Genomic DNA, 25,248 nt, shown 5'->3' on the forward strand with positions numbered 1-25,248 from the left:
CCGAACGGCGGCGGCCCGGCTGATAAATGCGCCTATCAACAAGCGAAGCGCCCGGTTAAGCCCCGGCGGCGGGCATCCCTTGCGAGGCGATCCTGGAACCGACCTCGAAAGCGTTGATCTGCGTTGAAGCGGCCTTGGCCTGAGCATCGACGATGTTCTCTACCGTCTCGCTCTCGGTCTTCTTGATGTCGGCCTGCTTCTGCTGCATTTCCAATTGAGCCATGATCTGTGTGATCTGCTGCTGCATTTGCTGCAGCGGAGCGTTCTGCTCGTCCATGGCCTTGAGTTTCTCGATGATCTCCCGCTTCTTCGGCAGCGAACTGGCTTCCAGAAGGATTTGCGGGGGAATCGGCACGCCAGACCGCGCAAGGTCGGTCAGGGCGAGGAACTGCTCTTGCGCAAGATTCGCTGTATCGGGAACCGTATCCAGCGTAATATCTACATCCAGTTCGGCCAGCGCGTTCTCATAGCCAAGCACCGTTGGCTGAATGGTCGGCATTCCATCGGGTCCGAGGACGACTTGCGGCTGTCCGTACTTGGGCTGGTTGATGCCGATGAACTGCGGCGCACCTTCATCATCGGTGATGCGGATGTAGTCCGGTGCCGTCCAGAACTGGCGAGCACGGTTCCACATCGCTCTGTAGATCCGGCGCTCCCAATGCTCCATGCCGCCGAACACAACCGCCTGCTCGGTCATGCCTGCCTGCTGGCGGATCAGGTTGTTGCGGCCCGAAGAGTTTTCGCCCTCGCGCGCCAGCACAGCCGGGTTCGGCCCGAGACGCGAGATAAACTCCTTGTCATGGGAAAGCAGATTAAATTGACCCGCTGCCATGTCGTTGATGCTTACGGGTTTCCAGCCAGGAGGGATAACGCCGTCCGGCTTCGATGCTTCCTCGCGTACAAGCTCGGCATCGGCTGACATCGCAATTTCATTATTGGCCTGCACCTGCCTGTTGTTCAGGAGGTGGAGCAACTTACTTTCACGCTTGTTGATGCCGTCCTGAACCGGGCGCATGTCGCGGACGATGCCGTAACGGTTGTTCTCGCGGTCCACGAAGCATGACTGGGCAACGATAGGATTAACCCGGCGATCACCGTAGCGGCCCTTCTCGACGTACTCGGAAATGCCCTGCTCGATTACACCGCCAGAGTAGAACAGGCAGCGATACCAGTCCTTGCCTTCGCGGTGGTACATTTCCACCACCATCAAGCGGCGGTGCTTGCGATCAACCCAATTACCGCGCGCGTCCTGCGGGCGATCATCGAACGTATCGTCAAGGGCACCGAATGCCCCCGACAAAGCCAGTTCGACTTCATTCGCCTTCGCGCCAAGCGCCGTCACCTGATCGGCATACATCCACTTGGCGAAGCCCATGTAGCGGGCATCGCGGAAGTCTGCGAAGCGGCTGCGGGGATCGTAAAAGAACTCTTCCCAGCGGCCCATATCGACCTTGACGCGGCCATTCTCGTCAACCCCGACCATCGCGGCGACGGTGCCCTGCACAAGGTAGCTGTCAGCCCCCTCGATGCGCTGGCTGTCAAAGTCGTTCTCGTCGGCAATGTAGCGCAGAACCTTGGTTGCGACTTCCGCGCTGTCTTCGTCCTGCGGGTTGCGACCGTAAGCGCGGGGATCTGTTGCACCCTGCTTGAGAACGCCAATCGTGCCGTTAACCGACAGGCGGACGTAATTGTAATAGCTGTCCGGCTGCTTGCGCTTGCGTAGTTCGGCCTTTTCCTCGGCGCTCCACTGGTGGCCGTGGCGGTAATCGTCGTCTGTCTGCGATTCCTTGCGGGCTTCCTGCGTGAGGTCGCGCGCTTCAGCAAACATGCGCTTGTAATAGTCAAGCGACTTCTCAGGGGTCATAGTGTCTTCCAACTGTCGCCCCCTTGCTTGCGCCGTCCCCAAAGGTCGGGCGGATTCCTGTCAGGTTGCGGCGCATGCACGATTGCCGGGTGCGCCTGATCGATGGCCCGCCCGATCAGCGAGGCCGTGTCCACTTCGTCATCGTGCTTGCCTGCGGGGAACACCAGAAACTCGCTGATGTCCGCCGCAGGTTCGAAGAATACCCGTCCGGTTGCCGCCATTGCCTGAAACGACCGTGCGCGCGTTGGCTTGTCAGCCACCGAAGGAAGCCATTCCATGCGGCAATGCACCTTGCGCTCACGCATGCGGCGCTTGAGCATAGGCTCCACTGCCTTTTGAATGACCCCGCCTTCACCGAACCAGCACAACGGCTTGTACTTCGCTACCAGATCCAGTTTGCGTTCAATCCATTCGTCGGAGCTTGTCTGCCCCTTCCACTGGTCCACGCGGTAAACATCGCCGTTGCTGTCGATGCCCCAGACCGAATGCACCGTGTAGTCACCGCCCCCATCGGTCACCGCGTAATCGCTTGTGCCGTAGAATCTCAGCGCAGGGAGCTTATCCCAAGTCCTGAACCATTCCCGCTTGAAGAACGTGCCTTCGTCGGGTTGCGGCTTCTGCTGATACAGTGCGGACCATTCGCGAGGACCGACCGCATTCTTGATCCTCTCCAGTGCGGGAAGCGGATACCACTCAGGCCAAAGCGCCTCGCCGTCTTCATTGATCGCCGGAAGATCTAGGACATGCCATTGACCGCCGTCCTCAATTCGCCCCTCGCTCTCAAGTATCCGCCCGGCAAGGTCGGCTTCATTCCAGCGCGTCTGCGTGCAGACAATCCGTGCCCCTGGCATCAAGCGGGTGTACAGATCGCCGCGATACCAATCCCACGCTGTTTCCTGAACCGTCTCGCTGTCGGCTTCCTGCCGCCCCTTCACCGGGTCATCAATCGACACCAGATGCCCGCCTGAACCTGTCACCGAACCGTCAACGCCGGTCGCCATGTATACGCCGCCGTGATTGGTGTTGAACAGATCCTTGGCCTGGCTGTCCTCCGACAAGGATATGCCGGGAAAGATCGCCTGATATTCCTTGCTCGCAATCAGGTTGCGGACTTGCCTGCCGAACTTAGCAGCCAGCTTGTGCGCGTAACTCGCCGTGATGATCTGGTGCGTTGGATTGCGGCCCAGATACCATGCAGGGAAACGAACGCTTGCCAGTTCGGACTTGCCATGCCTCGGCGGCATGAAGATCATCAGGCGGTCGATGTCGCCGCGCTCCAACGCCTCCAGCTTCTCGGCTATCAGCCTGTGGTGCTTTGCGACCCGATACTGCGGGTTTGTGTACTCAGTGAACCCTAGGAGGCTGCTGCGCGACTGACGCGCCTGCATTACCTTCGTCAACCTCTCCAGTTCCGCCATCGAGGAAAGGAGCAATTGCCGTTGCGAGGGATCGGATACGCTCTGCAAGCTCGTCATCCGTCATCGCGTCCATGTCGTTGATGTTGAGTGTGTGTTCCTTCGGAAGGAGTGAGGCGATTACCTTCAGGTATTGATCGGGCTTTTCCGTGCGGACGGTTTCAATCGTCTCAGGGCCGTGTGCTTCGAAGCTGTCATGCAACGCTTGAATGAATGCTTCGCCCAGTTTGTTGCGTGCGCCCTTGGGCCTTCCTGGATTGCCGGGCTTGAACTGATGTTCGACAGGCGGACAGTTGGCCCGTTTCTCTCCCGTTTTTTCGGGCATCACAATTCAACCTTCGATCTGCCACCAATCGCCGCGTATAGCTCGTAGACACGACACCATAGTCTCAGCGATTGAATGGTCTTGGAGTGCATTGAATGCCTCCGGGATGTTCGCCCGCTCTCGCTATCGCTTTGGGAGGGGTGGAAGGATGCGGAGCGGGCTGGTCGGTGGTCCGACCTAAAACGACGAAAGCCCGCAAGCATGTCAGCCGCGGGCGCAATTCAACTCATCACATTTCGGAAAATTGCACATGTCTGCCAGTGCGTCAAGACGCTGCATGTGGATTATGCCGCATCGTCCCAGCGCACGACCCGAATGCCGATCTCCACTTGGGCCGGGGCAATGACATCCAGCGCATCGAGCGCGCACTTCATCACCATCCGGTCAGCCGGATCTCTTCCACCGGCCAGCAACCGGTCGAGCCATGGCGGTCCATGATCGTGATACTGGTCGAGGATGAGTTGATCGAGCCAAGGGCGCAAACCGGCATTGTCGAGATCGTTCATCGCGTCGAACAACCATTCCTGATTGTCCATTTCGAATGAATTGCCCGAAATTTGCCCGCAGGAGCCCGCTGAGAGCGTTTCTCGCCCCAAAGGGCACCCGTACCTACCTCGCTCAATCATCGCGCTGTAGAGGCGCGCAAATCGCTTTCCTGCATCGAAGCGGACATTGGCTGTGGCATCGCTGCCAAGAAGGCCATGCTTGAAGGCTCGGCCAAGAGCGCTGCCGTAGTATTCGCCATAGCGTTCGCGCAATGCCTGGACCCGCTCGCTGCCCTTGTCGAACGTGGGGCGCAGCTTCCCGCACTTGTAGCGCTCGCCCTGCTTCTTCGGCCTGCCTTTGCGTCCCATCTGTCAGCTCCCCGTGGTTTCGGTTGAATGGTTTTCGATGCAGCGCTGCAGGGCGTGGGCGGTGACGTGGATCACAGCTCCCCTCCCCACAAGAACCCAACCGGATTGGGTGCCCTCCAGATCGTATCCCCGTTCGCGTCGAGCAGCCCGGTATCGGTCGCCTCGTGATCGCAGACGGTAGGAACGTGCCAGGCGTTGCCGGTCGGATACCAGTCATCGTCGTACTGGCGTGGGCGTGGTGCCTTGGGGGTGGTGAAGTAGCGGGGGTGGGTCATCGGGCGTGTCCACCGTCCACCGTCCGCGCGTATTCCTTCTTTAGGCCCCTTTTTTCTCTCTTTTTTTCTCTTTTATGAAATAGAAAGTAGACAGTAGACAAAGGGCTTATCGCGACGAAAAAACAATGACTTAGCGCGTCCACCATCTTGTCCACCATCTTTTCGCAACTTGGTGGACAGATGGTAGTCAGTGGACACGGCAGGGGGTGTCCACCAACTTTCAGAACCATGGTGGACAAATTTTCGACCATGTTGGTGGACGCCATCACCTCGCCTCCCGTTCAAAAATACGCATCGATTTCCGGCTTTCGTCCTTGCCGTACTTGCTCGTGTATCCGAGCCGGCGCAGGCACTTTGCGACACGGTTTTGAGCCTTCTTGTCCATGCGCTCGGAGGGCATCCCGAGCGCCGCCAGAGCCTCGGTGACGGTGACGCGATTGATGGAGTTGAAGATCAGTTTGTCGGTCAGGATCTCGTCCCAGGCGTCGTATTCCTCACGCAGCGCGACGGCAGTCTTGGCGAGCTCCTCCTCCGCCATTCCCTCCAGCCACCACGTCTCGTTCCAGCGATACGCCTCGACAGCCTCCGCCCACAGTTGATCCCGATGCTTGGCGATCCAGTCGAGATCGGCCTTGCGCACGAAGACGGGCCAGTATCGCCTGTTGCCGGTGGCGTCGGTGAAATAGCCGGTTTCAGATGGGTTGATGGTCCCGAAGAATATGCACTGCCGCGGGTGCTCCGAGGCCATCTTGGCATAGGGGAGGACCACACGGTCGGACTTCATGGAAAGCAGGCCCTTGACCGTGTTCTCGTCCTTGCGCGTGATGGCGATGAACTCGGCCAGCTCGACGCACCATGCCCCCATCATCGACATGACCATCTTGTTGTGCTGGTCGAACAGGTTAACGGACTCGGCCGTGAACTCCTCGCCGAACAGCGTGGCGATGGCTGACGACTTGCGTATGCCTTGCTCGCCTTCGAGGATGAGCACGGTATCGACCTTGCAGCCCGGCTTGAAGGCGCGGGCGACGGCGGCAATCAGCGTCTTGCGCCCGATGATGGCGGTGAAGTCGTTGGCGTCGGCGCCCATGCAATCGGTCAGCCAGCGGTCGATGCGATCCACCCCATCCCATTTCAGGCCGGTCAGGTACTCGCGCACCGGGTGGTAGGGATTGCGCTTGGCATGGGCCATGACGGCAGGCAGGACATCGCCGACGTTCGGCTCGAACTGGTGAGCCTCCAGGATCAGGCGGACCGCTATCAGGTCGCTGTCCTCGATTGGGTGGCCGTTCCATTCAGCGCGGTAGGCCAGCTCGTTCCAGCGGATCTTGTCACCGAACTCGCGTAGGTTCTCAAGGTGAAGCATCAGGTTGGTGATGCTCTTCTTCACACCCTGCTTACTGGTCTGGAGCTTGCCCTTCCATGCCTGCAGGTCGAATACGTTATCTGTCGGCTCCGCCATCATGCTGTGCCTCCCCGGGCTCTTGGCAGTCTGGCGGCGCGCAGGATTGCCTTATTGATGATTGTCGGGTTCAGCCCGAAGCATTGAATGTCCGTCGGCATGGCCGAAGGATGCCAGCGGATGTCCGCCGTTGCCCCGATCACCAGCCCGCCCGGGATTTCGTCTCGCTCTGCCGGCGCGATGTGCCACAGCCCTTTGGCTGCGTTCTGGCGCTGCACGGCGAACTGAGCGCGTCGGGCGGCCCACTGCTGAAAGAAGCGCCTGGGGGATGAGAACAGGCCATTCGCTTCCTCGGTCATGTGACCGACGATTTGCGGTGTCGGATCGCCCATGATCTCAGCCACGTCCTTGCCCGGTCGCCACTCGATCACCGTCTCGATGCCGAGCCAGTTGTGGTCGGGCTCGTCGAACAGCCGGGGCGCCGGATACGCAGCAAGGATCGACCCGTCAGGATGGCGCCGGAACGGGGCACAGGCGTAGATCGCGCCGGTATCGGACTTGCGGATACCGAGAGCCGAATAAACAGCGTCATGCATCGCAGGGCATCGCCACCAGGTCTTGGCAGGCGTGTCCCTCGACAGCGCATACCAGTAGGCAGAGAACTCGTTTGTCTGGTCGACGTCAGTCATCGAGCAGGCCCTCCTGCCGGAGGCGGTCTCGCACGTCATCCGGGGACCACGCGGCAAAAGCAATGGCGCCGGCACGCTCCTGCGCCCGGCAGAACTTGACCTGAGCGGGCTTGAGGCGGTCGCGGCCGATCTTGGCGTCGATCCACACGGCACGGCCCTTGATGGTTGCGGCGATGTCGAGCGCGCCCTTCGTCCCGAACTTCGCCGGGCGTCCATCGCGGGTGTAGAGCAAGCCGGGCGTATCGACGGGCACGGAGACGCCGCCGATCTCGGATATGAACAGGCGAATCGCGTTCACGAGGTCGGTGTGGGGTTGGCTCATCTCGCGCCATCCTCGAAAAGCCCGCCCTTCCACTCGTAGTAGTCGTTGCGGTCGTCGTTGTCCTCAAACAGGCGGTAAGTCAGCCCGCTTGCCGTCGAAGCATCGTCGAATACTATGCGTGAAATGGGTATGACCCGCTGGTATGTGGTTGATCCGCCCATCCATTCAAAGAATTGGAGGACAAGGAGAGTGCCTACGTCATCGTCGATCACTGCCGTGATCACGCCTTGCTCTTTACACTTACCTTCCTTGAACGACAGGAAGCCACGGCCCAAGAGTGGGTGAATTCGAGGAATATGGCGCCCAGAGCAAGTTTCTGGAACGAACGGGACATCCTTGTCAGACTTCCCGAGATTACAGTCCACGCAGGCAGTAACCAAGTTGTCCATGTCGTCGGTTCCGCCATTAGCCACTGCCTTGACGTGATCGACATGCAGTTCAACGTCTGGTGCTGAACGTGAGCAATAACGACATGTGAAACGGTCGCGGCTCAAGACCGAAAACCTGACTTGCGCGGACATGCCGCGGCGCTTTCTCGTCTCACTCACGCCGCCCTCCGACCCTGCCGCGAAGCCCATACCTTGCGAGCCCAGAACGTCGGGTTCTTGTATCCACGCTGGCGCCCGAGCTCGATCAAGGCATCAAGGCTGTTGGCCTTGCCCTGTTCGCGGAACTTGGCGCGCGGCTCGGCCTTCTTGACCTCTTCAAGAACCCCATCGACGACCTCGATCTCGCGCGCCTTCACCTCAACGGCATGACCGCATTGCGGGCACTTGGGCGCGGGTCGATAGACGAAGTAGCATTCTTCGCAGGTGCGGACCGGAACCTCGCTCGGCGCCGCGCGCTTCTTCTTCTCCCGGTCCGCCAGATCCCATTCGCGGGCATCGTCAGGCAGTCCATGGAGCAGGCTATTTCCTGCATGGTCGAGGATGATCGCCTCGGATTTGCCTTCTGCCGGGCGCAGGGCACGACCGACCTGCTGCAGGTGCAGGCTCAGCGACTTCGTGGGGCGCAGGAGGATCGCCGCCTCGATCGCGGGAACGTCGAAGCCTTCGCCGAACAGGTCCGCATTGGAAAGGATCAGCGTTTGACCGCTGCGGAAGCGTTCGACCGCGCCGTCGCGCTCGGCCACGCTCATCGAGCCATCGACATGCTCAGCGGGGATTCCAGCGGCAATGAACTGCGCCGCGATGTGCTTGCTGTTCTCGACCCCGGCAGCAAAGGCAACAGCGCGCTTCCCGGCGCACAGGCGCTTGTAGTGCCCGATAGCGTCGCCAACGATCTGCGGCTTATCCATGGCAGCGGAAAGGGCCGAGCGGTGAAAGTCGCCGGCAACGGTTCCGACGCCGGAAAGATCGGGCATGGCGGGCGCGAACAGGCGGTAGCGGGAGAGCGATCCCTGCTCGATCAGCTCGCCAGTCGTCGGGCCCAGCACCATGTGCTCGAACCAGTTGCCCAAGCCGACGCCATCGAGACGCCACGGAGTTGCGGTGAGGCCAAGCACCCGGGCGTGCGGGAAGTGCTCGAATATCGCCTGCCACGATGCCGAACCGATATGGTGGGCCTCATCGAAGACGATCAGGTCGGGCGCTGGCAGTTCGTCGAGGCGACGAATGATCGTCTGCACGCTCGCGACCTGCACCCGGGCATAAGGGTTCGACACATGACCGGCCTGCACTGTGCCATGCGGGATATTGAGAGAATGGAAGGTCTGGCTCGCCTGGCTCAGCAATTCGCGGCGATGGACCAGCCACCACGTCACGTTTCCCTTTGCCGATGCCCCGTGCACGATCGTCGAGGCGGTCATCGTCTTGCCCGCACCAGTCGGCATGCACAGGAGAACGGCGCGCAGGCGTTGCGCGTAGGCGGCGCGGCTCTCCTCGATGACGCGAGCCTGATATTCGCGGAGCTGGATCATGCGGCCATGCTCCCAACTTCATGGTTCCATGCATCAGCGACGAGAGCGACGGCGGAAGCGAATTCCTTATCCTTGCGCTCAATCTCCTCGCCACGCTTGAGCCAATTGATGGCGCTGGTGTGGTCGGAACGATGCAGATGGGCGGCGATGTCGGAAGTTGTCCGCTTGCCGTGACGGCGCATGACAAGTGCGAGGGCCTGGCGCGGGCGAACCAAGGCAACCTCACGGGCCTCGCTGAATATATCGTCGACCGAGACACTGAACGCGATTACAGCCGCCGACAAAGCGCGCAGAAATGGATCGCGCTCCTCGCCAGTTTCGATCTCAGCCATGACCTGATCGGCCAAGTCCGGCTTTTGCTCTTCGACGTATCCAATTGACCGTCGCCAACGCGCGAGTTCGAGCTCGTTCTGCTCCTCGATCATCACCCGCGCCTCAGCGGCGGGGACGCGCTGCGACCGCATGAGCCACATATATTCTTCGCGCAGGTGTGGCGGGCACCATGACAGGCGACGCTCGCGGATTGATCGACCAGCCCGCTTGCGCGCGTCAGATCCTTTTTCTTGAGCTGCGTTCCCGAGCTCCCAGTATCGACCTTTCCGGAACGTTTCCGACCGCTTCGCCCGGGTCGATGGATCAGATCCGATCCTTCTGGCGCGTTCGGCGAGTTGGGCCTTGTATTCCGGGTCGTACTTGATCTTGCGAAGGACGCCGGCGCGATGCTTCTCCCGCCATTCCGGGTTTTGAGCATTAGCGGTGCCGAGGTGCTTTCGGCAGTAGCCGCTCTTATTATAGCGTCCGAGCGTCTGGTCGCACATCTTGCATATGCCAGCCATCACGCCGCCCTCACAGTGTCCGCCTCGGAACAGATCGCAGCGAGGGCCTTCATGAGCGGGCGTGCTGCGTCGGCGAGCTGGCAAGTCTCCCGATGATCCCGGTGCCCGTCCTCCAGCGCCGATGCGAATTGCCCGGCGAGATTGGACAGGCTAGAAATCGTGTGCAGGTCGTTCGCGGCTTCGGACTTCAAGGGGACCGCTTTCATCCCGACCAGTGACAACAGACCGTCGAGCGCCGTCTTGTCGGCGAGCAGGGACATGACGAGCGTGTAGCTATCGGGAAGATGCGCCTCGGCGATAGTGTTCGCGATCGTGCGCTTGTCGCAGCCCATCGCGTCGGCAGCTGCCCCACGCACGGCGTTCGGGAAGCATCGGAGCCAGTCGTTCGCCAGGAGCTCGCGAAATGTTTCGCGGGAAGGGCGTTCGGCGCGAAAGACTTTGTTGCGTTGCAGCGTCATTGTCTCACCCATGAAAGGAGTTCTGAAAATTGCCCGAGACGGCCTGAAAAGCAGGGCGGTTCACATTGCCGTGCACCGCCTCGGGCGAGTTGACCGCTGCGAGGAGAGTGCAGCGGTTGGGAAAGGGGTGGCCGGCGCGCCTTGTGACGCTACCGGCCGTGCGACCCGCGGGCTTGCGGGGGAACATTCAAGCGGCTCCTGCGATGAAGAGATCGCCCTGACGCTGCGCGTCCTCGATGCGCTTGCAGGCGATGTTGAAATACTTCTCTTCGCGTTCGATCCCGATGAAGTCGCGGCCCATTTGGACGGCTGCAACGCCGGTGGTGCCGCTGCCCATGAAGGGGTCGAGGATGGTGCCGGGAACCTTCCGCAAAAGGATTTTTATCAAACCAACTGGCTTTTCGGTGGGATGCAGACGCCCGTTCTTAGCCATGCTTTGAACAGGTGGGTGCCGAATTACAGAGCCACTGTCGCGATTGCCGCAGAAGCCCTTGCCCAAAACATAAATTTCCTCATGATCTGGTTTCCATGGGATCGAGAGGTCCCCCATTCCGAGGGCTCCGCCCTTATCCCAGATGAGGACCATTTTTGTCGATGTAGGACGAGCAACGCGCCATGTTCCGAAGCAGAGCGTGGGGCGACCTGCAGCCCATGCGAGAACTTCATCACGCACCTCGCTGCTCTCATCTCCGGCGATGGTGCGACCCGCAGACCAGAGGGCATCAGTTGCATAACCAGAAGCGTAGGCCATTCCATAAGGCGGATCGGTAACAACTGCGTCCACCTTGGGCAGCGTCGGCAGCACGTCCCGACAATCGCCCAGATACAGCGTTGCGCGGCCTATGGTTTCAATACGCATCGCTCAACGCCTCTTGATGCGGTCGCAGAAGAACGCGAGCAGCAGCAGCGAAAGCACGGGGGCGACAACGCCAGACAGGATGGGGCCGACCATCGATCAAAGCTCCAGATCGTCGTATGCGTCGAGGGCGTCGCCAAGCTCGCAGAGGCAGTGGTGCGTATAGGCGGCACCTGCAGCGCATCCGATGGCGAGGACGATGATGATGGCGATCTGTTCCACCGATCAGCCCTCCACCGGCTCGGGAAGATCAGCGAGGAAGCTCTCGCGCTCTTCGTCGGTCAGGGGGTGGATCTTGCGGAAGCCGCGACAGTCGTATTGCTTCGTGGAAGCCGATCCCCGAAATTTGAGGAACAGCACTCCCTCTGCACGGTAAACCTCGTCAATGGCCTCGAATACGCCAGACACGATCTGGACGCTGCCGACCGGGATCTGGAGGGCGTCCGGCGCGATTGGTCCAGTGCGGCACATTTTAAAGCCATTTCGGACACACAGCGCGAGATCACCGGGTTGCCAGTTGTCCATCGCTCAGTACCACTGCCGGTGGCGGTGCTGGATCGTGCGCTTGCTGCGCTCCCAGACCTGCCCGAGGAAGAACGCTGCGTAGATCAGGAAGACCACGAGCACGGTGTATGCGAGGCCGGTCATCTACTCGCCCTCGAATTCGGGGCCGCGAATGGCCTTGCCGATCACGATGCCCGCGACAGTTGCGAGGCTCAGCCAGCTCAGGGCGATGCCGGTGACAATTGCCGCGGTCATGCGGCGCGCTCACGGTACGATGCCATGAACTCACGCACTTTGGCCTCAGTCTCAGGCCAGAGACGGCGAGGGCGTCGCTTCTGCGATCCGCGCAGTTCCTGCACTAGCCGCCAGTCACCGAGCGCCTCGCGCCCAAACGTGCTTTCGGCCATTTCGTGATGAGCGATGAACGCTTCGATTTCAGCCAGGATAGGTTGATGTGCCATGGCTCGCATTTATCGCGGGTAATTACACGCAAGTCAATGCTGATCGAGGGTATCTACACGAAATTGCGGGATGAGACCCGCAGCGAGATACCTTGGGGCATGCAAGAATCGCCGGTCATCGATCTGGAAAAACTCAAGGCCGACATGGCTATGGCCGTCGAAAGGACTTCCGGTCGCAAGTTCTCGCTCGCCGCTACGGGCGGAAAAAATCCTGACCTTTATCGCAACTTCGTGAACAACGGCCAGGACAAGCGGATGAGCGCCGAGGTCTTCGTGGGGATCGTCGGCGCGCTGGGCAAAAACCCAGCCGATTATGTGATCGGCATCGAGCCCGAATTTCAGATGCCTAGTGCAGCAGCGTTGACGTCGACTTTTGCAGTGCTTCTGGATTCACTGGGTATTGATCCATACGAGGACGAGCGCGCTCGTAAGCTTGCTGCGCAGTTTCCAAATGCTCTGCGTTCAATCGAAGCTCTTCGAGCAGGTGAGCGCGACGGCCGTGACTTGCCTCACGGAGAAGATCTTCCTGCTGGCGTCGAAGGTCGACCATCAGCCTGACAAGACCCGCGCAATGGAGGCTGCACTCGGGGCAGCCATCTCCACACTGCGGCACAACCAGCACTCCATTTTTCATCCGAATCGCCTCTGTTCTTGTTCTGTTCTTACCCTATCTCAAGCCGAGGTTGTAGGAAATTTCCTTAACAAGGTGCGCTCATAGGCAGTGTTCCGAAGCTTTATCATTAACTTGCGTCCATCATTCCGGCGCAGCAGCGGGGGAGTGCGCAGAAAATATTCTGGCGAGGCGATTTTTCGCGAAGGCCGTTGCCTAATTGTAATGCGGGAACCTACACGCATTTAGTGCTTGACGCGGGTAATTACACGCAATAGAACTGTCTCCATCAACGGAGCCCTAAATGCACATCACCAACATCACCCCGGCGAAGGACGCACACGCGGCACTGCCCGCGACGTTCTTCCCGCCTTCCGCCCGCAGCCCGCTCCGTGAAGCGCTGGCCGAGCTGGAATACATCATTGCGCAGGACAACGACCACGCCATCGAGACGCGTGGGCCGTTTGTCATAGAGCGCTGCGAATTCGTGATCGGTCGGATGCGCGATGCCATGAGCCGCGCGGACGGTCAGGCTTATGTCGCGGCTCAGTTGGGGAGGGCGTGATGACCTCCCACCAGCAAAACCGCCTCCTGCAAGCCTCCGACAAGGCCGCAAGCGAAATCCCATGGGGCAATCACAACGTCCCGACCTTCACGCTGGACAAGCAGATCGACCGCGCCCGTCGCGAGATGGGTGAGGAGCGGTGGCAGCAGCTTAATAAGGAGTGGCAGTGATGAATTTCCCCGAACACATCAATTCTGGTGCCCATGTGGAAATGGCTGGCGGCGAGATCGGTCGATACGAAGGCCGCTGCAAACTCACCAATCGCCACCGCGTCACGACCTACAAGGATAACCGCGGACAATACCTCCATCCCAAGCATGCGACCGGCCGCAACGATGTCGTGTACACCGTCTGGCTGCTCGGCGACGATGGCAAGTGCCGTGGTGATCGCGCGCCATCGGACCGCGATTTCGCCGGGTTGATAGCATGACCCGCCCCATCGCCACCAAAGCAGACGGTCGCCCGGCCTACGAGCACTTCAAGGGCCGCACCCGTCAGAGCCACGTCAACTACGAACGCAGCATCCGCCAGCGTTACGCCGAACTCGTCGCCGATGCGCGCGAGCCGGTCGACCTGCCCGAGAGCGTCTCGTTTCTGAACGACCAGCAGACCGGGTGGATGCTCGGGCTTGCCGCGACTGCCGGTGCGCTCGCTGTGGGCGCTGCGTTTTTTGTCTTTCTGCCCTGAGGGAGAGGGCGGGCACCTAACAAGGCCCGCCCGGTAATTCGATGACCACTCAACCCGATAAGGACGCCATCTTCCGCGCAAAGCACGTTGGCGCGTCCGAAGTATCAGCGCTGTTCGACTGCAACCCCTGGCTCACGCATTTCGAGTTGTGGCACCGCAAGACCGGCACGATCGCAACGCCCGACTTCAATGCCATCAAGCCCGATGGGTCGCCCGAGAATGAGCGCATCTTCTGGGGCGTAAAGCTCGAGGCGGCAATCATTGATGCCGCGCGCGAACGCTATGGCTATGTCGACCGCGAAGACACTGGACCGCTTTCGAACGGGCGCGGACTTGGCGGGCATCCCGACCGGCGTGTGATCTGCCCCGAGCGCGGGCCCATCGTCCTCGAGACGAAGATGGTCGACTGGCTCGAGCGCAAGAAGTGGGGTGACGAACCGCCGCTGAATTACCTGCTGCAGGGCAACACCTACGCCGGGCTAGACCGGGTTTGCGGCTTCGACATGCTCGTCCTCGTCGGCGGCAACAAGCTCGAGCGGATCCAGTACGATTTTCGGCCCAAGCTCTTTGCCGCGGCAGAGCAGCGGACCGAGGCGTTCTGGCAGTCCATCGCGGACAACAAGCCGCCCAAGCCCGACTACACCCGCGATGGCAGCGCGCTCAAGGAAATCTACGCCGAGCAGGGCGACGAGACGGTCGACCTCGAGCGTGACAACCGCGCCGCCATTGTCGCTGCCGAATATCTCGAGGCCGCGGCAGACGAGCGCGAGGCCCGGGCCCGCAAGGAGGCCGCACAGGCCGAACTGGTCGACAAGCTCAAGGGTGCTGCTGTCGGGTTCGCCGAGGGCTTCATCATCAAGGCAACGAAGGTCGCTTCGATCCCAGACCGGGAAGCGAAGCCCGGCGAAATCATCAAGGGGCGCAAGGGCTACAGGCGCTTCGCAATCAAGGAACTGGAGGCGTAATATGGCTACCAAGTCTATTGTAGAGCAGCCCCGCCGCACCGCCGCCGACATTCTCGGCACCGCACCACAGACCAACGGTGCAGTGCGTTCTCAGGCCACCACTATCGAGCAGTCGCGCGCCATTGCCGAAGTGCAGGCGGCTGTCGTGGTTGCCCACCACAACCCCCGCGACAAGGCCCGCGCGCTGAACGAGGCGCTGGAATCGTGCCGCACTCGCGAAGTTGCAGAAAATGCGTTCTTCAAGTTCCCGCGCGGTGGCCAATCGGTAAGCGGCGAGACGATCCACCTTGCTCGCGAGTTGGCGCGCTGCTGGGGTAACATCGACTACAAGATTGCCGAACTGAGCCGCGATGATGAAGGCGGGGCGTCGGAAATGATGGCCATCGCGTGGGATCTGGAAACCAACGCTCGCGCCAGTCTGACGTTCATCGTTCCGCATCTGCGCGACAAGCGCGGAGGGCCTGAACGGCTTACGGACGTTCGCGACATTTACGAGAACAACGCCAACATGGGCGCCCGCCGCCTCCGCGAATGCATCTTTGCTGTCCTGCCAAAATATCTGGTGCAGGCAGCGGCAGATGAGTGCCGCAACACGCTTGAAACTCGAAACGCGGAGGTTCCGCTCCCTAAGCGCATTGCAGAGGCACTTTCTGCGTTCGCCAAAATCGGCATCGACAAGAGCCGTATCGAGGCAAAGCTGGGATCGACAAGCAAGTTCACCGCCGTCGATCTGGCCAACCTTCAAATCAGCTTCAAGAGCATCACGCGCAATGAGATCAGCGCCGATGACGAGTTCCCCAGACTTGAAGGATCGGCGCCAACGATCAGCAAGCTCGACATGATGGAGGAGGTGCTTGAAGGCCCCACCGAAGAACAACGCGGCGAGGCCCACACCGAAACCGACCTGCTCACCCGGATCCAGTCCGCCGCCAACCGCGAGGAATGGGAAGCCGCCGAGAAGGCTGTCGGCGCCGCTGACATTGACGACGAAGAACGCCTCGAACTGTCGCGGGCGCTAGAAGCCAAGCGGGCTGAACTGGTGGGAGGGGTGCAATGAGAGTGCCCGAAAATCCTCCCGCATTCCCGCATGAACTGCCAAGTGGTGGTAGTGTCAGCGGAATGTCTCTGCGCGACTGGTTCGCAGGTCAGGCGCTTGGCGGCATGTTGGCCAGTGAAGGCGATCAATCGGGGTACTACCACGACGCCGCGTTCTCCGCACAGAGAGCGTATTCACTGGCCGACGCCATGCTTGCCGAGCGAGATCGGCCATGAACCTCACCGACCCCGCAACAGACTGGACAAACCAGACCTGGGAAGAGCGCCTCGAGATGTGCGTCTCCACCCTCTACGTGCACGGCTACATGGGCGATGCCGACAAGGCGCGCACGATGGAACGTATCAGGGCTCGTGCTGAGATTCAGCGTGAGGCGTCCCCTGCAACTGCGAAGGGTGATGCATGAGCCAGAACACATCATCCGCCGTGATGCAGCAGCGCAGCGAGCCGCATGACAGCCTCGACGACTTCCCGACACCGCCTTGGGCGACGCGTGCCCTGTGCGAGTGGATACCGGGCGGTTCTATGATTTCCGTGCCATGGATCACAACGTGCCGGGAACCCGCCGCCAATCGCGGACACATGGTTGCCCCTCTGCGCGAGTATTTCGGACAGGTCGAAGCCAGCGACGTTCACGATTATGGAGCGGGCTTTCCGGTTCTGGATTATCTCTTTGGTCCACTTCCCGAGCAAGTCGACTGGACGATCACGAACCCGCCATTTCGTTTGGCTGAGCAATTCATCGAGCGCGCTCTGGCGACGAGCACAGAGGGCGTCGCGATGTTGGTCAGGTCGGCGTTTCTCGAATCCGTCGGGAGATATGACCGGCTGTTCAGGGTGAACCCGCCTAGCCACATACTTCAATTCACCGAGCGCGTGGTCATGCACAAGAGCAGGCTTGCTCCAGAGGGCTCCACGGCAACCGCATATTGCTGGCTCGTATGGCGGCTGCCTGAACCTTGGGATGGGCCACTCTTCGAATGGATCGCACCGTGCCGCAAGCGCTTGGAGCGCGCAGGGGACTACGCATGACCGCCCTAACCATAATCAGCCGCTACGCCCGTCGCCCCGCCACCGAGCATGACAGCTTCCGCGATCTCGGCCTCGACAGCATCGACCGGACCTGCATCGCCATGGACATCGAGGAAGCGTTCGGGTGCGAACTTTCGGACGAGACCGTTGAGAACTGGTCCGACGTGGCCGGAGTGGCGGAGACGATTGGGGATTTGATGAGGGAGAAGGCATGAGCAAGCAACTCATCGCCGAAACGCAACGCGAGGTGTCCGAGTGGCCTGACGCTACCATGACGCAGGAGCAGGGCGGCAAGCATCCGCGCATCGTCCTGCATTACAAGGGCGAAAGCCGCATGGTGGTGGTCGCCAACACGCCAAGCGATGTTCGAGCCCTGAAAAACCACATCGCCACGGTTCGCCGGGAACTGCGCGGCATGGGGGCCACGAAACACAAGCCGGTTGCCAGCAACATGAACCGCGAGCGCAACTATCCGCAGCGCATAGATATGCCATCCGAACCGGCACCAGTCCGGCAGAATCCATTCGAGAACCTTGGGAAAAGCACCATGAGCAATCAGAGCACTATCGACGCCATCTTCTCCAACATCGAACGACTGCGCTATTCCGAAATGCTGGAGTTTGCCGCGATCCTGTCGAACGCAGCGTGCCAGGAGAAGATGCGCCGGTCCAACGTCAATGAATGGGCGCGAACGCTGCACACGGCCTGCGTTCATCGCGAGAGGTATGGGGCTGCCGAATGACCAGATGGCCCGCCCTCATGAAGCGCAAGACGGCTGCTGAATACTGCGACCTCTCCGAACAAGCGTTCCTGCGTGAAGTGGCCTCCGGTCGCCTGCCACCCGCCGTGCTATTCGGTGGCCGGGATCATTGGCACAAGGAAGCACTCGACCGGGCACTGGCCCTCCTGTGCGGCGAAAGGGAAGACGATGCCGAAGCAGAGTTCTGGCGTAGGACAGCCTAAGCTGAAATACGTCAAGTTCGTCCGGTCGAAGGGGCATCTGTACGCCTACTTCAACACGGGCGAAAAGACGTTCGAAGGCAAGCCGGTCTATCACCCGCTTCCGAAGTTCGGCACACCCTCTTTCTACGCCACCTATGGCACGATGTGCGGGCACAGGGAGCGCCGCAGGGCCATTGCCCCGACTGTCGCCATGCTCATCCAGAAGTACCAGAAGAGCGAGGCGTACAGGAACCTCAAGCCCAATTCCCGCGCATCATACGAACTGACCTTGCGCAAGATCGACCACCACCTTGGGAAACTGCGCGTCGAGAAGGTGGAGAGGGCGCACATTCGCGAGGTCGTGAACAACCGCCTCACCGGCAACGGAACGCGCAATCTCTTCATCAACGTGGTCAGCGCGCTCTACAAGTGGGCGCGGGAGAATGACCTAGCCCCGGAGAACAAGAACCCGACCAGCGGCGTCCGACCGTTCAAGACCGGCGAGCATGAGCCGTGGGCCGACGAATTGCTGGAGAAAGCCCTTGCCTGCGACGACCACCGCGTGCGCATTGCCGTCCATCTGTTGTACTATACCGGCCAGCGGATCGGTGATGTGGTCAGGATGCAATGGTCGCACCTGGAAGACGGTTCGATCTGGGTAAAGCAGCAGAAGACCGAGAAGACTTTGCTGATCCCGCTGCACTCCGGCCTCAAGGCGGAACTGGAGAAGCACGACCGCACCGGAAAGACCATCCTGACGACAGTTCACGGCAAGCCGATGAGCGTGAGCACGCTTCGCAACAGCCTGCAGTCATACGCCGCCGATCTCGGGCACAAGGTGGTCCCGCACGGCCTGCGCAAGAACGCCGTCAACACGCTCCTGACCATGGGTTGCAACGTTGACGAGGTGATGGCGATCACCGGGCAGTCACGCCAGATGGTCGACCACTACGCCAAGGCAATCAACAAGAATCGGCTCGGACAGTCCGCAATTCTTAAATGGGAACAGAACGGGACCGGGCAAACCGAGGGGAAAGACGATGAAAAAGAGTAGCGGATTCAACAACATGATGATACGCAATACTTAAATGCGGCCGGCCGCATTTCGGGCAGGACCTGTCTGCCGCCGGGCGTCCACGAAGGACGTATGTCGATATAGACCGCGCAACGCCCTGTCCGGCGTGATGCGTTCCGTGTGCCCGATGCTGGTTTCCCCGGCGCCGAGCATGAGCCAGCCGTCAGGCGCCAGTGTCGAGGCTAGGCGATCGAAAGCCTGGCGGCGGGTCACGTCGTCGAAATAGAGCAGGACATTTCGGCACAGCACAACGTCGAAACTGGTCGGCCGGGGCAGGGCATCGAGCAGGTTGTGCTGCTCAAAGCGTACCATCTTGCGCAACCTTTCCTGCGCCCGCCAGCCGCGTGGCGTTTCATCGAACCATTTGATCATCTGTCCCACGGCAAGCCCGCGCTGGATCTGGAACGGGGTGTAGCAGGCGTTGCGTGCCGCTTCGATCATGCCGGCCGAGACATCGGTGCCCAGAATGCTGATCGTCCAGCCCTCCCAGCGCGGTGCCTGTTCGGCAAAGAGCAACGCAAGCGAGAGCGACTCCTGCCCCGTGGAACAGCCTGCGGACCAGATATTGAGCGTCCTGCTCGTGGCTCGAGCCTCTGCGAGGCGGGGCAGGACCTGCTTTGCCAACAGCTCGAACATGGCCCGATCGCGAAAGAAATAGGTCTCGTTGTTGAGCAGGGCTTCGACCAGTGTCTGCGCCAGCGGGGATCGGCGCGAAGTCGAGAGCGTGGCGATCAGCCGGTCCAGGTCGGCAATGCCATGTTCTCGGCTGAGGCCGGAGAGAGCCGTGCCGATCCGCCACTGGCGGCTGTCGTGAAAGGACTGGCCGGTTTCCGACTTGAGCAGGTCGGCAAGAATGCGCCGCGAGGTTTTGCTTATCTGCATGGAGCCACCCCCACACTGTCCGCGATATGCCGCGCGATGGCCACGGGTGGAAGAATGGCGCTGGCGAGACCGGCCTCAACGATGGCGCGGGGCATTCCCCAGACGGCGGAGCTCGCTTCGTCCTGAGCGATGATCGTACCACCCGCCGCAACCAGACTGGCAGCGCCCGATACGCCATCACGCCCCATGCCGGTGAGGACGACACCGCAGGCATCGTTGCCGACTTCCTTCGCGAGAGAACCGAACATCCAGTCCACGGAGGGCATGCACCCGCTTTCGGATCGGCTGCGATCAAGGCGCACCGAAAGCTGACCCGATTGGCTTTGGACCGTGAGGTGGGCATCGCCGGGGGCAACCACGATCCGGTCGGGCGAGAGTGGCATCCCTTCCTGCGCAAGAACCGTCTCGTAGCCTGACGCACTCGCAAGCTGGCGTGCGAAGGCAGGCATGAAAGTCGACGGCAAGTGCTGTGTCACCAGAATCGGAATGCCCAGGCGGCGCGGCATCGCTTCGAACAGGCATGTCAGCGCATGTATGCCACCGGTGGAGGCGCCGATGGCCAGGATGCCCGGGCGCTTTCGGAGAATGGGCCGCATGGCCGGCGTCGACCTCGGCTTGGGCGCGATTTCCGCATCAGCCGATCCAAGTTCGCGAATTTTCGCCAACAATGTCTGCCGATAAGCCTCGCGCGAACTGCGGACATCGGGCTTTGGCAATGTATCGGCAGCGCCGAGTGAAAGGGCAGCAAGGGTCTGTTCTGCCCCGTCGACGGTAAATGAGGAGACCACCAGGATCCTGGCCCCGTTCGCCCGCGCGATGATTTGGGGCAGGGCTGCAAGACCACCCATACCGGGCATGTCGAGATCGAGCAGGATGACGTCGACCGTGCACCGGCGCAGGACATCGAGGGCACTTTCGGCCGTGCTCGCACCCGCAACGACTTCGAGATCGTCCGAGCTGCCCACCATGCGTCCGAGCGCGGTGCGAGCCACCAGTGAATCATCCACGATCATGAGCCTGACGGGCCGGCGCCAAGGGGCATGTGCGGAGCTTGGCCCGGTCCCAGCCATTACCATCGACGTGACACTCAGGCAGCGCCGACGAGTTGCAGCTTCATGTGCAGAGTTTCGCGATCGAAGGGTTTCATGACGTATTCGTCGGCACCTGCTTCAAGCGCGATGCGAATATGCGCGATATCGCTTTCGGTGGTGCAGAATACGACCTTGGGTTGTAGAGCCCCTCCGCCCTCGCGCAACAGCCGGATGAATTCGAGACCGTCCATCACCGGCATGTGCCAGTCGAGCAGAATGAGGTCGGGCATGGACTCCTCACAGCGGATTACGGCCTCGCACCCGTTCACTGCCTCACGCACTTCGAAGCCCAGCGCCTGCAAGGAACTGCGCAGATAATTGCGGATCATGCGCGAGTCATCGACGATCAGGCTGGTCTTCATCGCTCAGTCCTTCGTTCGCTCACGAACCGAGGCTAGGCCGCCAGACGTAACCAAGCCCTTAAGCGGCACGCGCTTCAGGCGGTCCTGCAATCAGGGCCGCAACCTCCAGTAACAGTAGCGGGCCATCGTCGGTCTCGACCATGCCCTGCGCCATGTCTGCCCAGTTGTTCTGCAACCGCCCACTTGGCGGGAACGGATCGGATCGGGCCTCGGCAACGCCGTGAATGGTATCGAGCAGCAGGGCGTAGGCATGGCCGTCATGTACCGCAATTGCCGCACTTGCGCCGGCTTCGCGGTTCGGCGAAATTCCGAGACCAAGGGCGCAGCGACAGTCGACAACGGTCAGGACGCGGCTGCGCAAGGTGGACAGACCGGCGATATGCGAAGGGCTGCGCGGAACCGGGACCAGAAGCTCTAGTTCATTGACCGATTCAATGTGATCGACGGGCAGGGCGACTTTCTCGCCAGCAATCGCAACAGTCAGCAACAACGCGCTCACAGTCGTATCCTTCCGCCGGACTGGCGCAAGGCCGAGAGCAATCCGGTGTGGTCGTAGCGGTAGATGCTGTCCGGATCGTCCGGCGCTTCCATCGCGCTTGAGCGCAGGCGAATGACTTGCCGTGCACCGGCAGGTCCGGACTCTCCGGGTTGCGCAATGATCGCAAGGTCCAATTCGGCTTCCGCGGCTTCGACGACACGGTAACCGGCCGCTTCCACCATCGGCCGCACGAAATTCTGCAGCCAGGTATCTCCTGCAGGCAAGTGGCATAGGGGAAGCTCGTCGCGGACCGGCACAGCCGCATGGCGAGCGAACAGCCTGTAAGGGGAGATCAGGGTCGCCGCTTCGCCGTCGATCAGCAGAACGCCTTCGGCCTCCCCGTCAGCCTCAGCGGCCAGGAGCTCCGCGTCAATCTGGCGCACGCCAAGCGCGTCGCGTATGGCGTAGCCGATTTCCCGCATGCCGTCGGTCAGGCGAAAAAGCCGCAGCGAAACTTCCGGAAGTTCCGCCAGGTCGGCACCGGCGAGGGGGAGAATCCGATCGCCGACAACCACCAGCATACGTTCGCCTTCGGTCTCGACCGCGTCGATCTCGACTTCGTCGAGGCGGTCGACGACAGCCATCGGGATTGCCTTGCGCCTGCCATCCAGTCCGATGAACAGAAGGACGGGCGTGGTTCGCACAGCCCCGCTGGCTTCGTGCGCGTCATGACGGGCGCTGCGTTCGAGCGCATCGAGTTGCAGACCGGCAACCTTCGCCAGCCCATTGACCTCCAGCAGAAGCATGGGAAGGCCGTCTTCGGTAAGCGTGGTGCCGGCGTAGAGACCAGTTGCAATGATCGCGGGAGCCGCCGGCTTGACCACCAGTTCCTCGTGCGTATGCAAGCAGTCGACGGCGAGGACGAAAAGCTCTCCTCCGCCCAATCGCAGCACTATCAGCGTGCGATCATCATCTGCAGCATCGGTTTCGCAGCCGAGCAGATCGGCAAGGACAACGCAGGGCAGGCGACTATCGCGTATCTTGACGAGCATCGTGCCGCCGTGGCGCGTAATCTCGGTGCCACCGGTTTCGACCTGAGCGATCTCCTCGATAGCGGATCGCGGAATGGCAAATTTCTGCCCAGCGATGCTCACGGTGAGGGCGGGGATAATCGTCAGTGTCAGAGGAACGCGCAGGGTGAGACGGGTGCCCTGTCCCGGGGTGCTGTCCACTTCGATGGATCCGCCGACACGCTCGATACTTGCCCGCACGACATCCATGCCGACGCCGCGTCCGGATATGGCGGTGACCGTCTCTGCGGTCGAAAGGCCGGGCTCGAAGATCAGGGAGAGGCGGTCCTGCGCCGACATGCGACCGATCGTCACGGGATCAACGATCCCGGCTGCAAGCGCCTTGTCGACAAGCTTTGCCTCGTTGATCCCACAGCCATCGTCGACGATGTCGATAAGGATCTGGTTGCCGGACTGACGCGCGCCAACGCAAAGGCGTCCCACTGGCCGTTTGCCTGTCGACAGGCGCGCGGCGGGCGCTTCGATCCCGTGGTCGATAGCATTTCGGATCAGGTGTGTCAGCGGATTGCGGATGACTTCGATCATCTCGCGATCGAGTTCGACGTCGGCGCCGTCAATCTCGATCTGGACTTGCTTGTCCAGTTCCGCGGACAAATCGCGCACCAGACGGGGAAAGGAAGAGAACAGTCCCTCCAGACACTGCATGCGGGTTCGCGTCATGGCGTCGCGGACATCGGCTATGATCGAGGATAGCCGGTCGAATGGTTCATGCACACTGGCCTCGAGCGAAGTCTCGCGCAGGCGTCGGGCCAATTCGTTGCGGGCCAGGACCATGTCTGAAACGCCGCTCATCACCCTGTCGAGCAGTTCGACGGGAAGGCGGATCGTGCGCCGGCCTGCTGGCACCTTCGATTGCGCCAGTTCATCGTTCAGGGCTGCCAACCGCAGCGGGTCGTTCGAACCATCGCCTTGCGGTGCCAGCGCGGCAATCAGCGCTTGGTCGCCCCCCTCCGGAAATTCACTTCCGCCTTCGAAGGTGTCGACCATGTCTCCAATGCGATCGATGATCCCGAGGACGGCGCTCACCAACATGGAATCGGGTTTGCGACGGTCGGCGCGAACGTCGGCCAACACGTCTTCGACCGCATGGCTCAGCGCTTCGAGGCGCGGAAAATCGAAGAAACCGCAATTGCCTTTGACGGTGTGAAAGAAGCGGAAGATGGCATCCAGGCGTGCGCGGTCGCCCGGATCGTCCTCCCAGGCGATCAGCTCCCCGCCCAATGCCTCGAGCATTTCGCGCGTTTCAGCCAGAAAATCGGCAAACAGATCGTCCATTCACGCCCCCCGGTGGAGGAAGTTATGACGCGCAAAACTTTAACCAAGCGTTAGAATTCTTGCGAGATCGTAACTGGCTACTGTCGGAAGCGAAAACCGGGTTGGGCTGGCCACGTTTCCATTTCGGCAACGATTTCAACCTAGCATCCGGTTCGTGCGGTAGGGGGCGTTTCAAATTGATCGAAGTCGAAGTCCAGAACGAGACGCATCAGACCCAGCAGTGCCTCAGGTTTTCTGCGCTTCCACGCATCGGGGAAGGGATCAGGCTGCTTGAGCCGGACGGGTTCTGGACCTCATACGACATCATCGACCTGTGGTACCAGAAAGCCGAGTTCGGCGACATCTGGGTACCCTTTATCCATGTCCGCATGACGCCCACGGAAAGAGCCGCGAGGTCCGAGGCCGAACCCACGGTGCCGGTGGACGATCACCAGCAAGTGATCGATCAGGCCAAGACGATCGCACATATCTTGAGCGACCAGGACAATTCCTGAGACAGGGGAGTGGCAGCCATTCTTGAGGGTCTGATCAAGCGTTCCCGGCCGCACCCGCGGCCCGAGACCAACGCAGCCAAAATACCGGAACCTGTCACGAAGCGGCGCTGCCTGCTGATCGATGACTCGCGTGTCATCCGAAAGGTCGCCCGGCGCATCCTGGAGGGGCTCGCATACGAGGTCAGCGAAGCGGAGAACGGCGAGGAAGCGCTCGTCAAATGCCGCTCGGCGATGCCCGATCTCATCATCGTGGACTGGAACATGCCGGTCATGAGCGGCCTGGAATTCGTGACCTTCCTGCGCAGCATGCAGGGCGAGCGCAGGCCCAAGGTCATGTTCTGCACCACCAATTCCAACACGGACGATATCCGCAAGGGAATCGAGGCCGGGGCCGACGAATACGTGATCAAGCCTTTCGACCAGCAATCCCTGCAGGCCAAACTCCAGCGTATCGGCGCCGCCTGAT

General features: G+C 61.0%; 37 protein-coding genes. 16 read left to right on the forward strand and 21 right to left on the reverse strand.

Going from position 1 to position 25,248, the window contains the following annotated elements; translation table 11 throughout:
- Positions 1-55: 55 nt before the first annotated feature.
- From B5483_RS14760 to B5483_RS14825, 16 genes are all read right to left on the reverse strand, one after another.
- Positions 56-1,864, reverse strand: a complete 1,809-nt coding sequence (locus B5483_RS14760) for a portal protein (protein WP_079730941.1) — start codon at positions 1,862-1,864, stop codon at positions 56-58.
- A complete protein-coding gene (gene terL / locus B5483_RS14765; RefSeq protein ID WP_079730942.1) occupies positions 1,861-3,282 on the reverse strand; it encodes a phage terminase large subunit in 1,422 nt (473 codons plus the stop codon). Before terL ends, B5483_RS14760 begins: the two co-directional genes overlap by 4 nt.
- Positions 3,209-3,604: a hypothetical protein gene (locus B5483_RS14770; protein WP_079730943.1), complete on the reverse strand. Its 396-nt coding sequence runs from the start codon at positions 3,602-3,604 to the stop codon at positions 3,209-3,211. Before B5483_RS14770 ends, terL begins: the two co-directional genes overlap by 74 nt.
- 284 nt (positions 3,605-3,888) lie before the next feature.
- Complete coding sequence (locus B5483_RS14775) at positions 3,889-4,458, reverse strand: hypothetical protein (RefSeq protein WP_079730944.1); 570 nt, start codon at positions 4,456-4,458, stop codon at positions 3,889-3,891.
- A 71-nt stretch (positions 4,459-4,529) separates the two neighbouring features.
- Positions 4,530-4,733 carry a hypothetical protein gene (locus B5483_RS22905; protein WP_139384015.1) on the reverse strand — a complete coding sequence of 68 codons (204 nt, stop codon included), beginning with the start codon at positions 4,731-4,733 and terminating at the stop codon, positions 4,530-4,532.
- Positions 4,734-4,998: 265 nt separating this feature from the next.
- Complete coding sequence (locus B5483_RS14780; RefSeq protein WP_176168063.1) at positions 4,999-6,195, reverse strand: virulence-associated E family protein; 1,197 nt, start codon at positions 6,193-6,195, stop codon at positions 4,999-5,001.
- On the reverse strand, positions 6,195-6,824 hold the full coding sequence (locus B5483_RS14785; protein WP_079730946.1) for a hypothetical protein: 630 nt from the start codon (positions 6,822-6,824) through the stop codon (positions 6,195-6,197). The genes B5483_RS14780 and B5483_RS14785 overlap by 1 nt, the downstream gene beginning before the upstream one ends.
- The gene (locus B5483_RS14790) at positions 6,817-7,146 is read right to left on the reverse strand and encodes a hypothetical protein (protein WP_079730947.1); all 330 of its coding nucleotides are present in this window, start codon (positions 7,144-7,146) and stop codon (positions 6,817-6,819) included. The genes B5483_RS14785 and B5483_RS14790 overlap by 8 nt, the downstream gene beginning before the upstream one ends.
- On the reverse strand, positions 7,143-7,694 hold the full coding sequence (locus B5483_RS14795) for an HNH endonuclease (RefSeq protein ID WP_176168064.1): 552 nt from the start codon (positions 7,692-7,694) through the stop codon (positions 7,143-7,145). The genes B5483_RS14790 and B5483_RS14795 overlap by 4 nt, the downstream gene beginning before the upstream one ends.
- Entirely contained in the window at positions 7,691-9,064 is a 1,374-nt protein-coding gene (locus B5483_RS14800; protein ID WP_079730948.1) for a DEAD/DEAH box helicase, read from the reverse strand. Before B5483_RS14800 ends, B5483_RS14795 begins: the two co-directional genes overlap by 4 nt.
- Complete coding sequence (locus tag B5483_RS14805) at positions 9,061-9,882, reverse strand: helix-turn-helix domain-containing protein (protein ID WP_176168065.1); 822 nt, start codon at positions 9,880-9,882, stop codon at positions 9,061-9,063. The genes B5483_RS14800 and B5483_RS14805 overlap by 4 nt, the downstream gene beginning before the upstream one ends.
- Before the next feature lie 17 nt (positions 9,883-9,899).
- Positions 9,900-10,370 carry a hypothetical protein gene (locus tag B5483_RS14810; protein WP_079730950.1) on the reverse strand — a complete coding sequence of 157 codons (471 nt, stop codon included), beginning with the start codon at positions 10,368-10,370 and terminating at the stop codon, positions 9,900-9,902.
- Between the two features lie 175 nt (positions 10,371-10,545).
- Entirely contained in the window at positions 10,546-11,217 is a 672-nt protein-coding gene (locus B5483_RS14815; protein WP_079730951.1) for a DNA-methyltransferase, read from the reverse strand.
- Between the two features lie 96 nt (positions 11,218-11,313).
- Positions 11,314-11,436 carry a hypothetical protein gene (locus B5483_RS23685; RefSeq protein ID WP_281251246.1) on the reverse strand — a complete coding sequence of 41 codons (123 nt, stop codon included), beginning with the start codon at positions 11,434-11,436 and terminating at the stop codon, positions 11,314-11,316.
- Positions 11,437-11,439: 3 nt separating this feature from the next.
- Entirely contained in the window at positions 11,440-11,739 is a 300-nt protein-coding gene (locus B5483_RS14820) for a hypothetical protein (RefSeq protein WP_139384017.1), read from the reverse strand.
- Between the two features lie 230 nt (positions 11,740-11,969).
- On the reverse strand, positions 11,970-12,179 hold the full coding sequence (locus B5483_RS14825; protein WP_079730953.1) for a hypothetical protein: 210 nt from the start codon (positions 12,177-12,179) through the stop codon (positions 11,970-11,972).
- A gap of 36 nt (positions 12,180-12,215) precedes the next feature.
- Between B5483_RS14825 and B5483_RS14830 the strand changes: the two genes are divergently transcribed.
- The 14 genes from B5483_RS14830 to B5483_RS14880 all read left to right on the forward strand — a co-directional run bounded on the left by B5483_RS14830 (position 12,216) and on the right by B5483_RS14880 (position 19,088).
- Positions 12,216-12,737 (forward strand): hypothetical protein, encoded by a 522-nt coding sequence (locus tag B5483_RS14830; RefSeq protein ID WP_079730954.1) that lies wholly within the window; start codon positions 12,216-12,218, stop codon positions 12,735-12,737.
- Positions 12,738-13,093: 356 nt separating this feature from the next.
- A complete protein-coding gene (locus B5483_RS14835) occupies positions 13,094-13,354 on the forward strand; it encodes a hypothetical protein (protein ID WP_079730955.1) in 261 nt (86 codons plus the stop codon).
- Positions 13,354-13,524: a hypothetical protein gene (locus tag B5483_RS23220; protein WP_176168066.1), complete on the forward strand. Its 171-nt coding sequence runs from the start codon at positions 13,354-13,356 to the stop codon at positions 13,522-13,524. Before B5483_RS14835 ends, B5483_RS23220 begins: the two co-directional genes overlap by 1 nt.
- Positions 13,524-13,784: a hypothetical protein gene (locus B5483_RS14840; RefSeq protein WP_139384018.1), complete on the forward strand. Its 261-nt coding sequence runs from the start codon at positions 13,524-13,526 to the stop codon at positions 13,782-13,784. Before B5483_RS23220 ends, B5483_RS14840 begins: the two co-directional genes overlap by 1 nt.
- Complete coding sequence (locus B5483_RS14845; protein WP_079730957.1) at positions 13,781-14,041, forward strand: hypothetical protein; 261 nt, start codon at positions 13,781-13,783, stop codon at positions 14,039-14,041. The genes B5483_RS14840 and B5483_RS14845 overlap by 4 nt, the downstream gene beginning before the upstream one ends.
- A 41-nt stretch (positions 14,042-14,082) precedes the next feature.
- Positions 14,083-15,006, forward strand: a complete 924-nt coding sequence (locus tag B5483_RS14850) for a YqaJ viral recombinase family protein (protein WP_079730958.1) — start codon at positions 14,083-14,085, stop codon at positions 15,004-15,006.
- Between the two features lie 145 nt (positions 15,007-15,151).
- Entirely contained in the window at positions 15,152-16,063 is a 912-nt protein-coding gene (locus B5483_RS14855) for a hypothetical protein (RefSeq protein WP_217698214.1), read from the forward strand.
- Positions 16,060-16,278 carry a hypothetical protein gene (locus B5483_RS22910; RefSeq protein WP_139384019.1) on the forward strand — a complete coding sequence of 73 codons (219 nt, stop codon included), beginning with the start codon at positions 16,060-16,062 and terminating at the stop codon, positions 16,276-16,278. The genes B5483_RS14855 and B5483_RS22910 overlap by 4 nt, the downstream gene beginning before the upstream one ends.
- Positions 16,275-16,466, forward strand: a complete 192-nt coding sequence (locus B5483_RS14860) for a hypothetical protein (protein ID WP_079730959.1) — start codon at positions 16,275-16,277, stop codon at positions 16,464-16,466. The genes B5483_RS22910 and B5483_RS14860 overlap by 4 nt, the downstream gene beginning before the upstream one ends.
- Entirely contained in the window at positions 16,463-17,092 is a 630-nt protein-coding gene (locus tag B5483_RS14865) for a methyltransferase (RefSeq protein WP_079730960.1), read from the forward strand. Before B5483_RS14860 ends, B5483_RS14865 begins: the two co-directional genes overlap by 4 nt.
- Positions 17,089-17,307: an acyl carrier protein gene (locus B5483_RS14870; protein WP_176168067.1), complete on the forward strand. Its 219-nt coding sequence runs from the start codon at positions 17,089-17,091 to the stop codon at positions 17,305-17,307. Before B5483_RS14865 ends, B5483_RS14870 begins: the two co-directional genes overlap by 4 nt.
- Positions 17,304-17,834, forward strand: coding sequence for a hypothetical protein (locus tag B5483_RS14875; RefSeq protein WP_079730962.1), 531 nt, complete (start codon positions 17,304-17,306; stop codon positions 17,832-17,834). The genes B5483_RS14870 and B5483_RS14875 overlap by 4 nt, the downstream gene beginning before the upstream one ends.
- Positions 17,831-18,055 carry a hypothetical protein gene (locus B5483_RS22915; protein WP_139384020.1) on the forward strand — a complete coding sequence of 75 codons (225 nt, stop codon included), beginning with the start codon at positions 17,831-17,833 and terminating at the stop codon, positions 18,053-18,055. The genes B5483_RS14875 and B5483_RS22915 overlap by 4 nt, the downstream gene beginning before the upstream one ends.
- On the forward strand, positions 18,021-19,088 hold the full coding sequence (locus B5483_RS14880) for a tyrosine-type recombinase/integrase (RefSeq protein WP_079730963.1): 1,068 nt from the start codon (positions 18,021-18,023) through the stop codon (positions 19,086-19,088). The genes B5483_RS22915 and B5483_RS14880 overlap by 35 nt, the downstream gene beginning before the upstream one ends.
- 30 nt (positions 19,089-19,118) lie before the next feature.
- On the opposite strand, the gene B5483_RS14885 is transcribed toward B5483_RS14880, so the two are convergent.
- Genes B5483_RS14885 through B5483_RS14905 form a run of 5 tightly spaced genes read right to left on the reverse strand, consistent with a single transcriptional unit; the run spans position 19,119 to position 24,288 of the window.
- On the reverse strand, positions 19,119-19,991 hold the full coding sequence (locus tag B5483_RS14885; protein ID WP_079730964.1) for a CheR family methyltransferase: 873 nt from the start codon (positions 19,989-19,991) through the stop codon (positions 19,119-19,121).
- A complete protein-coding gene (gene cheB / locus B5483_RS14890; RefSeq protein WP_342743680.1) occupies positions 19,982-21,067 on the reverse strand; it encodes a chemotaxis-specific protein-glutamate methyltransferase CheB in 1,086 nt (361 codons plus the stop codon). The genes B5483_RS14885 and cheB overlap by 10 nt, the downstream gene beginning before the upstream one ends.
- An 11-nt stretch (positions 21,068-21,078) precedes the next feature.
- On the reverse strand, positions 21,079-21,444 hold the full coding sequence (locus B5483_RS14895) for a response regulator (protein ID WP_079730966.1): 366 nt from the start codon (positions 21,442-21,444) through the stop codon (positions 21,079-21,081).
- Positions 21,445-21,502: 58 nt separating this feature from the next.
- Positions 21,503-21,943 (reverse strand): chemotaxis protein CheW, encoded by a 441-nt coding sequence (locus B5483_RS23225; protein ID WP_176168068.1) that lies wholly within the window; start codon positions 21,941-21,943, stop codon positions 21,503-21,505.
- On the reverse strand, positions 21,940-24,288 hold the full coding sequence (locus B5483_RS14905; RefSeq protein WP_079730968.1) for a chemotaxis protein CheA: 2,349 nt from the start codon (positions 24,286-24,288) through the stop codon (positions 21,940-21,942). Before B5483_RS14905 ends, B5483_RS23225 begins: the two co-directional genes overlap by 4 nt.
- Before the next feature lie 176 nt (positions 24,289-24,464).
- Here B5483_RS14905 and B5483_RS23520 point away from each other — a divergent pair, with 176 nt between their 5' ends.
- Positions 24,465-24,782 (forward strand): hypothetical protein, encoded by a 318-nt coding sequence (locus tag B5483_RS23520; protein WP_231634655.1) that lies wholly within the window; start codon positions 24,465-24,467, stop codon positions 24,780-24,782.
- Between the two features lie 9 nt (positions 24,783-24,791).
- Entirely contained in the window at positions 24,792-25,247 is a 456-nt protein-coding gene (locus tag B5483_RS14915; RefSeq protein ID WP_245829262.1) for a response regulator, read from the forward strand.
- Position 25,248: the final 1 nt, after the last annotated feature.

This window comes from Novosphingobium mathurense, assembly GCF_900168325.1.
Lineage (GTDB): Bacteria > Pseudomonadota > Alphaproteobacteria > Sphingomonadales > Sphingomonadaceae > Novosphingobium > Novosphingobium mathurense.